Here is a 12,258-nt window from a genome sequence, read left to right on the forward strand (position 1 = left end):
AGCCGGTTCAGGGCCTCGCGGGCGACCTGGGCCCGGCTGTCGTGCTCGGCCTGGGTCCGCCGCAGGTCGTCTCGCTGCCGCGACAGGGTCAGCACCCGGGCGCGCTGGCCCGCGATGGCCTCGTCCACGGGCGCCGCGTGGGCAGCCGCGGGGTGCTCCTCGGCGCCGCACAGCGGACAGGGCTCGCCAGCGCGCAGATCGGCGCGGTGACTGGCCAGGTCGCGCACGGCCTCCAGCTGACGCAGGGCGCGCTGGGCCTCGTCGAACAGCAGCTCGACGGCGCCCAGGGCCTCGGCCGCCTCCCGGCTGGCCCGGGCTCGGTGGTCGCGCTCGAGCTCGAGGTCCCGGCGCTCGCCCTCGAGGCGCTCCGTGGCCTGCTCGCTCCGGTGGTGGCGCTCCTGCACGCGGCTGAGCGCGGTCCACCGCTCACGGGCCTCGTCGAGGGCGCGCCGACGCAGGCGCAGGGTCGCCAGGGGCGGCTCGGCGTCGATGTCTCGGTCGACCTTCTTGAGGGCGCGACGGGCCGAGCTGCGCTCTTTTCGGGCGACCTCGAACTCCGCCTGGGCCTCCTCGGTCTCGGCCGCCAGATCGCGCAGGCGGGGCTCGAGCACGGCCTGACGGTGCCGACCCTCGGCGCGCCGGCCCAGATCGCGCAGCTGGTGGTGGAGCAGCATCTTGTAGTGCCCCCAGCCGTCGGCGAGGCGAGCCAGCCCCGGGCGCGCGGCCAGCCAGGTCCGCCGCTCGTCCACCCCGGCCCGCGCGAGCGCCACGGAGGCCTCGACCTGCTCGAGCTTGGCCGCGTCCCGGACCCGCGCCGCCTCGAGCCCGACCCGGGCGCGCTCGGCCGCCTCGCGCTCTTCGGCCAGGGCCGCGGCCCGGGTGTCGAGCTCGCGGGCGCGCTCGAGGGCAGCGCCAGCCGGGCCCGCCGCTCCCGCGCGCGGATCAGGGCCTCCTCGCGGGCGGCCCCGTCTCGGACCAGGCGGGCGCGCTGCTCGACCATCCCGCCGAGTTCGCCGGTGATGAAGCGGCGCTCCTCCTCGCGCTCGTCGGCCTCACGGGTCCACTCGCCGCGCTCGGCCGCGCGCTCGCGCCAGGGCAGCGCCGCCTCGATCCAGCCGAGGGTGCGGGCGTCTCCGTCGAGGGCGCGCAAGGCCTGTTCGGCGCCCTCGACCTCGGCCTTGGCCCGCGCCGCGCCGCGCTCGAGCTCCCCGAGGCGGGCGTGCCAGGTCCGATCGGCCTCGGCCTGGGCGCGCGCTCGGGTCAGCTCCGCCCGCGCCTGGGTGAGCGCTTCGACCTGGGCCTTCAGCTGGGTCCGCGCCGCCTCGTCGAGGCTGTCGAGGCCGTCGAGCTCGCGGCGCAGCAGGTCGAGCTCGGCGTCGGCCTGCTTGGCGCGCTCGAAGGCCGCGCGCCCGAGCTCCCGGTACAACCGCGTGCCCGTCATGCGCTCGAGCAGCTCGGCCCGGTCGCTGCCGCTGGCCTCCAAAAAGGCCGCGAACTCCCCCTGGGCCAGGAGCACGGAGCGCCGGAACTGGTCGAAGTCCAGACCCAGCCGGGCCTCGATGGCCTCGAGCACGTCGAGCTTGCGATCGGCCTCGACCGCGCGCCCGGTCACCGCGTCGCTGAGCTTCATCTGCTGGCCCTGGATGCGCCCGTCGTGGCGCCCCCGGGCTCGGCGGACCTCCCAGCGCGCCGTCCAGACCCGATCGTCGACGCCCAGGAAGTCGACCTCGGCCCAGCCATCGACGGCGCCGTGGCGGAGGATGCCGCGGACGTCGTTGGCCCGCAGCCCGCCCTCCCCCGGCGCGCCGCCGGGAGCCCGACCGATGGTCACCCCGCCGCGGTTGGCGAAGCGAGGCGTGCGATCGAAGAGCGCCAGGCAGATGGCGTCGAGGAGCGTCGTCTTGCCCGCGCCGGTGGGCCCGGTGATGGCCACGAGCCCGGCGCGGTCCAGGGGCGGCGCCCGGAAGTCGACCTCGAAGTGGCCGTGCAAGCTGGCGAGGTTCTTGCCCCGCACGGCCAGGATCTTCACGGAGTCTCCCCCTCTTCGAGCTCCGCGGGCTCTTCGACCATCGGCGGCAGCACGGCCTCGCTCGCGTCCCCGCGCTCGACGGCCTCGCGCAGCTCGTGGAAGGCCCCGAGCAGCTCCGCCCCGGGCTCGTCGTCGTAGAGCCGCTCGTAGCAGTCGGCGAAGACCTGCTGGGGGTCGATGCGCTCGAGGGTCCGACGCTCGGGGAAGTCGGCCAGGCTCCCGCCCTCGCCGGCCTGGGTCACGGCGATCTTGAGCAGCCGGACCTCGCGGTTGCGCAGCGCCCGGTCCACCTGCACGCGCAGGTCCGGGACCGGCTCGTCGAGGCTCACGCGGACCTCGAGCCACGGCCACTGCGCCTTGTCCAGGGTCGGGTCGAGGGCCAGGGTGCGCAGCTCGAACAGCACGTCGTCGAGGGGCCGCGGGCCGTCCTTGGGGACGCGCAGCATCTGGACCGTGCGCGGCACCTCGAGGCTCTGGCACAGCTGCAGCTCGGCGCCCTCGAAGTGCGCGAGCAAGACCTGGTGCTCGTAGTCGGACTCGCTCAGCGACAGGGGAATGGGCGAGCCGCTGTAGCGCACCTGCTCGGACTGCTCGACGGCCTGGGCCAGGTGCAGGTGTCCCAGACCCACGTAGGCCCACGCGTCGCCGAAGATCGCCCGGGGAATGGCGTGCTGATTGCCCCCGAGGATCTTGCGCTCGGACAGCTCGGACAGCGCCGTGCCGCGCATGTAGAGGTGACCCGAAGCGATCAGCGCGTGGTCCGGCTCGGCCCGGGCCTGAGCGGCCTCGAGGACCTCGGCGTAGACGCGCTCGACCCCGTGGATCAGCGGGTCCCGGCGCCAGCTCGCCTGCTCGTCGTCGCTGTCGACGTCCCCGCCCCTGGCCGCGCGCGCGTGGGGCAAGTCGGCGACGCGCAGGAAGGGCACCGCCGCCAGCCAGGCCGCGACCGCGCCGCTGCGATCGTGGAGCGGGAAGACCATCTCGCCCCGGTCCTCGGGCACCCCACCCACGGCGTGGACCCGGGCGAAGGCCATCATCGGCGCCATCGCGTCCAGGCGCAGGGCCGAGTCGTGGTTGCCCGCGATCAGCACGATGTCCAGCTCCGGCATGCGCCGACGGGCCTCGGCCAGGAAGGCGTTGAGGGTGTGGATCGCCGACGCCGGCGGGTTGGCGGTCTCGAAGATGTCCCCCGCGACCAGCAGCGCGTCCGCCTCGACCCGCTCGAGGGTGTCGAGCAGCCAACGCAAAAAGGCCTCGTGCTCGAGGCGGCGATCACGGCCGTGGAGCGTGTGCCCCAGGTGCCAGTCGCTCGTGTGCAGGAGCCGGAGCATGGCGCGGGAGAGCCATTGAGACGGACCGCCGGGCTCCGGGCAAGGGGGGCCACCCATCCCCAGCCCCGCGCGAGCGCCGGATCGAGAAATCAGCTTTCATTTCAAGACCTTACAAACCTCAACACACAGCCTGTGGATGAGCTTTGCACAGCCTGCGGTGGATCCGTCGATGCGCCCGACGCCCCATCCGCCAGCCTGAACCCTGGGTTTGCCCCGTCCGGGCCGACTCAGGGGGCGCACTCGTCGAGGCAGTACTCCTCCACGCAGCCTCCGAGCAGCTCCGCGACGGCGCTGCCGAGGGGCGGCCCGCACTGGATGAAGCACGTCACGGACAGGCCGCCCTCGGCCACGCACATCATGAAGCAGGTGCACTTGCCAGGGTCGAGGGAGCAATACTCGTAGACCTCCTCGCAGCAGCTGTCCGCCGCGCACGCGTGGCAGCTGCCCTCTGCGAGCGGCACGCAGGCGGTCATGCCCTCCTCGAAGCCGGTGTCGACGGGGCCCTCCTCCGTGAAGCCCTCGTCGAGGGGGCCCTCCTCCGTGAACGGGCCCTCGTCGAGGGGACCCTCCTCCGTAAAGCCCTCCTCCGTGCTCGTCGAGCCCCCCGAGGTCGAGGTCGAAGCGCCGCTGGACTCGCCCGAGGAGCCCTCCGTGCCCGTGTCGGCGTCGCCCGTGGTCGAGCCCTCGCCCGTGCCGCTGCCCGCCTCCCCAGCGCTCTCGCTTTCGCCCTCGCTCTCCTCCTCGGCCCCCTCGCTCTCGTCCCCGCCCGCCTGCCCGAAGGCGGGGTTGAACTGCTGACAACCCACGGCCATCGCGGCGATCAGCGCGAGGTGATGCCCCCTCAAACCATCCAAGTGCATGTCCTCAGCTTCCCGCGAAGCTGCAGCCCACGCAAGCACCGCACGCGACGATGGGTGGTGCAAAGCCCAGCTTGCTCGCTTCGCGGGCGCCTCGCTATGGTCGCGAGACCATCGAACCCGCGACGAAAACTCGGCTCGCCATCCTCGCCGTACTCGCGGCGGTGCTCGTCGGCCTCCCCGCCTACCTGCACTTCGCCACGGACTACTTCGAGATCAGCCCCAACGAGGTCATCGAGCCGACGCCGTGCAACGTGTGTGGGGAGACCGTGCCCTTCAAGACCCGCCGGGGCCGGGCCCACGCGGTGTGCTCGAGCTGCGGCGCCTACGAGCGCCACCGCCTGCTGACCCACTACCTCGGCCAGGCCCCGGAGCTCAGCGCGGGCAAGCGGGTCCTGCACTTCGCCCCCAACAACGGCGTCGAGGCCTTCATGCGCGGGCGGGCCGAGGCCCTCGCCCTCGACTACGCGACGGCCGACCTGTTCGCCATCGAGGACCTCAAGCTCGATCTCGCCGACATCGAGCAGCCCGACGCGAGCTGGGACGTGGTCATCTGCTACCACGTGCTCGAGCACGTCCCAAACTCCGACGCGGCCATGTCCGAGCTGTTCCGCGTCCTCGCGCCCGGCGGCGTCGCCATCCTCCAGGTCCCCCTCGAGATCGGCCGGACCCAGACCTACGAGGACGCGAGCATCACCTCGCCCGAGGGCCGCCTCGAGCACTTTGGCCAGGAGGACCACGTGCGCATCTACGGCACCGCGGACTTCCCCCGCCGGCTCGAGGCCGCGGGCTTCGAGGTCGAGGCCCTCGACTACCTCGCGACCTTGCCGGCCGAGCGCGTCGCCGAGCACCACCTCGCCCGCGGACCCAGCGAAGACGGGGGTCCGCGCTTTGACGAGCGCATCTTCCTCGCCCGCAAGCCAGACACTCCATGACCGCCCCCCCCCAATCCCACTCTGCCACCGTCGACATGGCCGTCGATCAGGAGGCCCTGCTCCGCGGCATCGCCGACGCCTCTCTCGCGCTGCTCGACATCGAGCTCAACTACGCCGGGGCCATGGACCGCTGCCTCGGCGCGGTCGGCAGCGCCCTGAGCGTCGACCGGGTCTACGTGTTCGAGGCCCACCCCAACACCGCGGGCACCACCTGCGTCAGCCAGCGCTTCGAGTGGTCGCGCGATTCCATCGAGCCCCAGATCGACAACCCTGAGCTCCAGGACCTTCCCTTCGAGATCCTCGGCCCTTGGGAAGCCACGCTGCGCGCGGGCCAACACATGGCCTTCGTGGTCGCCGACTACCCGCATAAAGCGACCCGCGAGCTGCTCGAGTCTCAGGACATCATCTCCATCCTGGTCCTGCCGATCATCCTCCACGGCGAGCTGTGGGGATTCATCGGCTTCGACGACTGCACCCGCCCGAGGCGCTGGCGCGACGCCGAGCTCGCGGCCCTCAGCGCCCTCGGCGGGGCGACCGGCGCGGCCATCGTCCGCAGCCGGGTGCACGAGACCGTGCTCGAGATCAGCGCCCCTCTCCTGCAGGTCTGGGAGGGGGTCATCGCCGTCCCCCTCGTCGGTCGGCTGACCCCCGACCGCGCCAACCGGCTGATCGAGAGCGTGCTCGGGGCCATCCACGGCCGCGACGCACGAGACGTCTTGCTCGACATCACCGGCATGTCGGCCATCGCCCCCGGCGAGCTCGACATGGTCCTGCGCACCTTCCGAGCCGCGCGCATGCTCGGGGCACGCTGCGCCCTCGTGGGGACCTCCGCCGTCGTGGCCCAGGCCATCGTCAACGCCGACATCGACCTCGCTAGCCTCTCCACCCACGCCAGCCTCGAGTCTGGGCTCGCGCAGATCCTCGCGCGCCGCGGCCTCGAGGTTCGCCGCCACGCCTGATTCGAGGCCGTTTCCGCGCCTATACTGGGCGCATGTCTCGAAACTCGATTTTCTTTCTCGCGCCCTGGCTCGCCAGCGTCGCCCTCGTGACCGCCTGCGCGGACGATGGCGGCACCGACTCCGACACCTTCGGAGGTGACGAAATCGGCACGGAGTCCGAGTCGGAGTCCGAGAGCACCGACGCCGACACCGAGACCGGAACGGACGCCGGTACGGAGACGGAGACCGAGACCGAGACCGACTCGGGTACGGAGACCGAGACCGACTCGGAAACAGAGACGGAGACCGAGACCGAGACCGAGACCGAGACCGACTCGGAGACCGAGACCGACACCGGCAGCGTCTGCGGCGACGGCATCCTCGACGACGGCGAAGAGTGCGACGACGCCAACGACGACGACACCGACGCCTGCACCTCCATGTGCACCATGGCGACCTGCGGCGACGGCTTCGTGTGGCTCGACAACGAAGAGTGCGACGACGCCAACGACGACGACACCGACGCGTGCACCTCCATGTGCGCCGCCGCGACCTGCGGCGACGGCTTCGTGTGGCTCGACAACGAGGCGTGCGACGACGCCAACGACGACGACACCGACGCCTGCACCTCCATGTGCGCCGAGGCGACCTGCGGCGACGGCTTCGTGTGGCAGGGCAACGAGGAGTGCGACGACGCCAACGCCGACGACGACGACGGGTGCAACAACATGTGCGCCCAGAACCTGCTGACCGTCGACTTCCCCTCCCCGGGCGACCCCTTCTTCATCTCCTCGGGGACCAAGCCCTGGAACGCCGGCGACTACTACGAGGGCGAGCGCTCGACCCCCTTCGCGGCCATCGACCAGCTCGACATCCACCTGGTCCTCGACGGCAACAACCTGCTCGGGTGCGGCACCCAGACCGCCGCCGTCTCGGTCAACGGCGTCGAGGTTGGCACCTTCTCGGTGGTCCAGGGCGACGCCGTGAAGGACGAGAGCTACGCCATCGACCCGCCCATCGCCGGCCCGGACTTCACGATCCGCTACGAGACCTCGCAGACCGTGCAGGCCGGGTGCAGCTCCTCGGGCTACAGCACCAACGGGTCGACGGTGACCTTCTACCCCAACTAGCCGGGGCAGGCTGGGCGTGAGCCCGAGCGAGAGCTAGATCCGCGGGTGCGGGCACATGTCCTGGTCGACGTCCGCGACGACCATCGTGTAGCCCTGCCCCGCCAGCTGCGCGGCCTTGTTCGCCACCCGGTTCGCGCAGGTGCTGCTGTCGAACAGCGAGGTGAAGTGGCTGCAGCTGACCTTGCCGAGGTAGCGCTTTTTGTAGTGGTCCTGCTGGCCGGCGCAGCTGTGGTCGGACCACGCGTCGACGGTGTAGAACTCGATGTCGACGTCGAACCAGTGCGTGTCGAGGTCGAGGTGGCAGATCTGGCCGGTCGGCTGCGAGTACGCGAAGTCCTCGTTCGCGCAGGTGTCGTAGTCGTCGAAGCACTGGTCCACGCACCAGTTGAACTGCGCCTCGTCGTAGTAGGGGTGGTAGCTGCCCTCGCACTGCATCTCGCACATGTCGAGCTGGTCGCCGCAGGCGGCCTGGCAGCTGGCGCTGCGCTCCTCGACGTCCTCGAGCTCGGCGAGGCCGTCGAGGCCGACGCTCTCCTCTTCGGTGCAGGCGCCGGTGAAGCTCAGCGCGGCGGCGAACAGGACGATGGACTGGATGTTGATCTTGAACATGGGTGGTCGGTCCTTTCACCCGCGTCCATGGCCAAGCCCCGTCCGTCCGTCTCTACGAACACCCAAACCGTGCTCAAAACCGCCTGCTTTTTCATGACGGTAACCTGGGGCGTCAATTTAGATATTTTGGGCAACATCCGCCGCCCGATGACGGGCACCAAATGCAACGACGCCCGCGACCGAGGTCGGCGGGCGTCGTTGGTGCTCGAGGCGGCGCTCGGCTACTTGCGCAGCTGCATCAGCTCGCCCGGCGCCTTGAAGGCGCTCGGCGGCGCGCTCGCGTCGGCGTCGTTGCCCTCGATCTTGCACGCCCCCGGCGTCCCGGCCTCCTCGCAGGCGCAGTCCGTCCCCACCCCGCCGCAGGATCCCCGCAGCGGCTTGTTCGAAAAGATGACCCCCACGGCCATGCCGGTCATGAGCATGGCGAAGATGGCGACGGTCAGCAGGACGACGGCGAAGTTCATGGGTTCAGCTCCTGGTAGGCCGGGGTGCTCTGGGCCTCGAAGCCCTCGGCGGTGCGGATGAGGAAGTATGCAGCGAGACCCTCCCGAGTGGCCAGGGCGAGCCCCTCTTTTGGGCCCAGGACGTTCAGGGCGGTGGCCCAGGCGTCGGCGGCCGCGGCGGACTGTGCGTGGACCACGGTGACGCTGGCCAGGCGGTGGGTGATGGGCCGGCCGGTGCGCGGGTCGATGGTGTGCGAGTAGCGTACGCCGTCCTTCTCCCAATAGTTCCGGTAGTCGCCGCTCGTCGCCACCCCGGCGTCGGTCACGGGCAGGATCGACTGGACCGCGCGGGTGCCCGCGGCGTCGGCGGTGGGGCGCTCGATGCCCACGCGCCACGGCTCGTCCTGGTGGTTTCGCCCGCGCGCCCGGACCTCCCCGCCGACCTCGACCATGTAGTGGCGAAAGCCCTCGGCCTCGAGCACGGCGGCGACGCGGTCGCAGCCGTGGCCCTTGGCGATGGCCGAGAGATCCACGCGCAGCTCGTCGACGGTCTTCTCGAGCGTCTGGGTCTCGACGTCGACGATCAGCTTCTCGTCGCCCACGAGGCGGTCGAGGACGCTCAGGTCGTCGGCGCTGAGGCTCCGGCGGGCGCTGGGGTCGGACTTCGAGCCGAAGCCCCAGGCGTCGACCAGCGGGCCCACGGTGACGTCGAAGGCCCCGCCCGAGTCGGCGCTGACGGCCTTGGCCAGGGCCATGACCTCGACCAGGTGCGCCGAGGCGGCGATCGCCTGGCCCTTGCCCGCGCGGTTGAAGCGGCTCAGCTCCGACTCCGGCCGGTAGGTCGACATCTCGTCGTTGACGGCCTCGAGCTCGGCGTAGATGGCCTCGGCCAGCCCGGCCATGGCCTCGTCGCTGGGCAGCTCGACGGCCTCGCCGTCGGCGTCTCGACCGGCGACGACCACGGTGAAGGTCGTCCCCATGGTCGGGCCGAGGACCAGCGCCCGGCCCTCGACGCTGCGGGCCTCCCAGCGCAGGCCGTCCACGGCCTCGCCGGCGACCTCCGTCAGCGCCCCCGAGCGCACCGCCGGCTCCCGGGGCCACAGCAGGTAGACCATGCCCAAAAGCCCCAGGAGGCCGATGAACACGATCGACAGCCGGCTCCGCCCGGTGTTCACGGTCGAGGTGGTCCGCGGCTCGCTCATCCCAGCGAACCTACCCGAAAAGCGCGCCAAGCCAAGCCTGGTCCCCCAACCACTGCGCCGATCATCTCCGTCAGAGAGCGCCCCCGCTCGCGGGGGCGACCCAATGCCCGCTCGAAGGAACGAACGCCATTGCCCACCAAGCCCAAACGGAGGAGCGGCAGCGACGAAGTGCCCCCAGTCCGAGGCGCCTGCGGGGGCAAAGAAGAAAGGGGCGAGCCTCGCGGCGCGCCCCCTTTTGGGTTTGGTGGTCCGGACTCGGCTCAGCCGAAGTCGTCGAACATCACGTTCTCGGGCTCGACCCCGAGCTCGAGGGCCATCTGGATGACGGCCTGGTTCATCATCGGCGGGCCGCAGATGTAGAACTCGCAGTCCTCGGGGGCCTCGTGCTTGTCGAGGTAGAGCTCGCGGCACACGGCGTGGATGAAGCCCGTGGGGCCCTCCCAGTTGTCCTCCGGGAGCGGGTCCGAGAGGGCCAGGGTCCAGTTGAAGTTCGGGAACTCCTCGGCGATGCCGTCGAAGTGGTCGATGTAGAAGGCCTCGCGCAGGGAGCGAGCGCCGTACCAGAACGAGACCTTGCGCTCGGTCTTGATCCGCTTGAACTGGTCGAAGATGTGCGAGCGCATCGGCGCCATGCCAGCGCCGCCGCCGATGAAGACCATCTCCGCGTCGGTCTCGCGGGCGTAGAACTCGCCGTAGGGGCCCGAGATCGTGACCTTGTCCCCCTCTTTGAGGTTGAAGATGTACGAGCTCATCTTGCCCGGCGGAAGGTCCGGCTGACGCGGCGGGGGCGAGGCCACGCGCACGTTGAGCATGATGATCCCGAACTCCTCGGGGTAGTTGGCCATGGAGTAGGCCCGGGTCACGTCCTCGTCCACGACGGAGGTGAAGCGCCACATGTTGAAGCGGTCCCAGTCGCCCCGGTACTCCTCGCCGATGTCGAAGTCCTTGTAGTGGACGGTGTGCGGGGGGCACTCGATCTGGATGTAGCCGCCGGCGCGGAAGGGGACCTCTTCGCCCTCGGGCAGCTCGAGGATGAGCTCCTTGATGAAGGTCGCCACGTTGTCGTTGGAGCGCACGGTGCACTCCCACTTCTTGACGCTGAAGACCTCGGGCTCGACCTCGATCTCCATGTTCTGCTTGACCTTGACCTGGCAGGCCAGGCGGCAGCCCTCGCGGATCTGACCGCGGCTGAGCCAGCCCTCCTCGGTCGGCAGCACGGCGCCGCCGCCCTCGTGGACGTGCACGATGCACACGCCGCACGAGCCCATGCCGCCGCAGGCGGAGGGGATGAAGATCTTGTTGTCAGCGAGGGTGTTGAGCAGCGTGGCGCCGGCGGGGATCTTGAGCGCCTTGCTGGAGTCCTCGTTGATGAGGATGGTGACGTCCTCGGTGTTGACGAGGCTGTTGCGCGCGACGAGCAGGACCGCGACCAGGGCCAGGATGACGCCCACGAACATCGCCGTGGACAGGCCAACCATGGCGCCCTGGGACAGCTCCGCGGCCAGCAGCATGTTGAGTTCGAACATCGTCGTTCTCTCCTAACTGGACGGGTTCAGAGCGAGATGCCGCCGAACATCATGAAGCCGATGGCCATGAGTCCGGTGACGATGAAGGTGATGCCCAGGCCACGCAGGGCCGGGGGGACGTCGGAGTAGCGCATCTTCTCGCGGATCGCGGCGAGGGCCGCGATGGCGAGGGCGAAGCCCAGGCCCGAGCCGAAGCCGAAGAACAGCGAGTCGACGACGTAGTAGTCGCGGTCGACCATGAACAGGCTCGCGCCGAGGATGGCGCAGTTGACCGCGATGAGCGGGAGGAACACGCCCAGGGCCGCGTGCAGGGCCGGGGCGAACTTCTCGAGGGCCATCTCGACGACCTGGACCGCCGCGGCGATGGTGCCGATGAAGGTCAGGAAGTTGAGGAAGGACAGGTCGACGCCCTCGATGAGCGCGCCCTCCTTGAGGACGTAGTGGTACAGCGCGGCGTTGAGCGGGCAGGTGACCGTCAACACGAAGACCACCGCGGCGCCCAGGCCGATGGCCGTCTTGACCTTCTGGGAGACGGCCAGGAAGGAGCACATGCCCAGGAAGAAGGCCAGCGCCATGTTCTCGATGAACGTGGCTTTGACCAGGAGGCTCAGATAATGCTCGAACATCGGTCTACTGCTCCTCGACCAGGTCGGGGTTGATGGTGCGCATGATCCAGATGGCGACGCCGATCAGGAAGAAGGCCGCCGGCGACAGGACCATGAGGCCGTTGGGGGTGTACCAGCCGCCCTCGGTGACCAGGGGCATGACCGACACGCCGAACACCGCGCCCGAGCCCAGCAGCTCGCGGACGAAGCCGACGGAGATGAGGATCAGGCTGTAGCCCAGGCCGTTGCCGACGCCGTCGACGAAGCTGGGCCAGGGCTCGTTTTGCATCGCAAAGGCCTCGGCCCGGCCCATCACGATGCAGTTCGTGATGATGAGCCCGACGAACACCGACAGCTGCGTGGCGACGTCGTAGACGAAGGCCTTGAGCACCTGGTCCGTGATGATGACCAGCGAGGCGATGATCGTCAGCTGGACGATGATGCGGATGCTCGACGGGATGTAGTCGCGGATCAGGCTGATCGAGAGGTTCGACAGGGCCACGACCACCGTGAGCGCGATGGACATGACCACCGCGGTCTCGAGCTTGGAGGTGACCGCGAGGGCCGAGCAGATGCCGAGGACCTGGACCGCGATGGGGTTGGTGTTGAGCAGGGGATCGAGGAGGACTTCTTTGCTCTTGCTAGCCATGTCC

General features: G+C 70.2%; 11 protein-coding genes and 2 pseudogenes. 3 read left to right on the forward strand and 10 right to left on the reverse strand.

From position 1 onward, the window contains the following. The 4 genes and pseudogenes from PPSIR1_RS49320 to PPSIR1_RS42840 all read right to left on the reverse strand — a co-directional run. Positions 1-770 (reverse strand): annotated as a pseudogene (locus PPSIR1_RS49320) (hypothetical protein); the annotation flags it as partial. Between the two features lie 551 nt (positions 771-1,321). Continuing rightward, positions 1,322-2,029 (reverse strand): annotated as a pseudogene (locus tag PPSIR1_RS51240) (AAA family ATPase); the annotation flags it as partial. Further along, positions 2,026-3,360 (reverse strand): exonuclease SbcCD subunit D C-terminal domain-containing protein, encoded by a 1,335-nt coding sequence (locus tag PPSIR1_RS15740; protein WP_006972078.1) that lies wholly within the window; start codon positions 3,358-3,360, stop codon positions 2,026-2,028. The gene PPSIR1_RS15740 and the pseudogene PPSIR1_RS51240, both read right to left, overlap by 4 nt. Before the next feature lie 227 nt (positions 3,361-3,587). Next, positions 3,588-4,220 (reverse strand): hypothetical protein, encoded by a 633-nt coding sequence (locus tag PPSIR1_RS42840; protein ID WP_157595604.1) that lies wholly within the window; start codon positions 4,218-4,220, stop codon positions 3,588-3,590. A 161-nt stretch (positions 4,221-4,381) separates the two neighbouring features. On the opposite strand from PPSIR1_RS42840, the gene PPSIR1_RS15750 reads away from it, so the two are divergent. Genes PPSIR1_RS15750 through PPSIR1_RS15760 form a run of 3 tightly spaced genes read left to right on the forward strand, consistent with a single transcriptional unit; the run spans position 4,382 to position 7,220 of the window. Beyond that, entirely contained in the window at positions 4,382-5,152 is a 771-nt protein-coding gene (locus PPSIR1_RS15750) for a class I SAM-dependent methyltransferase (RefSeq protein ID WP_006972080.1), read from the forward strand. Between the two features lie 35 nt (positions 5,153-5,187). Next, a complete protein-coding gene (locus PPSIR1_RS42845) occupies positions 5,188-6,111 on the forward strand; it encodes a GAF domain-containing protein (protein WP_157595605.1) in 924 nt (307 codons plus the stop codon). A 32-nt stretch (positions 6,112-6,143) separates the two neighbouring features. Then, positions 6,144-7,220, forward strand: a complete 1,077-nt coding sequence (locus PPSIR1_RS15760; RefSeq protein WP_006972082.1) for a DUF4215 domain-containing protein — start codon at positions 6,144-6,146, stop codon at positions 7,218-7,220. A 33-nt stretch (positions 7,221-7,253) separates the two neighbouring features. Here the strand turns inward: PPSIR1_RS15760 and PPSIR1_RS42850 are convergent, their stop codons facing one another. The 6 genes from PPSIR1_RS42850 to PPSIR1_RS15790 form a co-directional block, all read right to left on the reverse strand. Continuing rightward, positions 7,254-7,829 (reverse strand): hypothetical protein, encoded by a 576-nt coding sequence (locus PPSIR1_RS42850; protein WP_006972083.1) that lies wholly within the window; start codon positions 7,827-7,829, stop codon positions 7,254-7,256. 221 nt (positions 7,830-8,050) lie between these two features. Beyond that, positions 8,051-8,293 (reverse strand): (Na+)-NQR maturation NqrM, encoded by a 243-nt coding sequence (nqrM, locus tag PPSIR1_RS15770; RefSeq protein WP_006972084.1) that lies wholly within the window; start codon positions 8,291-8,293, stop codon positions 8,051-8,053. Further along, positions 8,290-9,474: an FAD:protein FMN transferase gene (locus tag PPSIR1_RS15775; RefSeq protein ID WP_006972085.1), complete on the reverse strand. Its 1,185-nt coding sequence runs from the start codon at positions 9,472-9,474 to the stop codon at positions 8,290-8,292. The genes nqrM and PPSIR1_RS15775 overlap by 4 nt, the downstream gene beginning before the upstream one ends. Before the next feature lie 260 nt (positions 9,475-9,734). After that, positions 9,735-10,967 (reverse strand): NADH:ubiquinone reductase (Na(+)-transporting) subunit F, encoded by a 1,233-nt coding sequence (gene nqrF, locus PPSIR1_RS15780; protein WP_420813362.1) that lies wholly within the window; start codon positions 10,965-10,967, stop codon positions 9,735-9,737. 59 nt (positions 10,968-11,026) lie between these two features. After that, positions 11,027-11,626, reverse strand: a complete 600-nt coding sequence (nqrE, locus tag PPSIR1_RS15785; RefSeq protein WP_006972087.1) for an NADH:ubiquinone reductase (Na(+)-transporting) subunit E — start codon at positions 11,624-11,626, stop codon at positions 11,027-11,029. Positions 11,627-11,630: 4 nt separating this feature from the next. Then, positions 11,631-12,254: an NADH:ubiquinone reductase (Na(+)-transporting) subunit D gene (locus PPSIR1_RS15790; protein ID WP_006972088.1), complete on the reverse strand. Its 624-nt coding sequence runs from the start codon at positions 12,252-12,254 to the stop codon at positions 11,631-11,633. Positions 12,255-12,258 lie beyond the last annotated feature (4 nt).

It is taken from the genome of Plesiocystis pacifica SIR-1 (assembly GCF_000170895.1).
Classification (GTDB): Bacteria; Myxococcota_A; Polyangia; order Nannocystales; family Nannocystaceae; genus Plesiocystis; species Plesiocystis pacifica.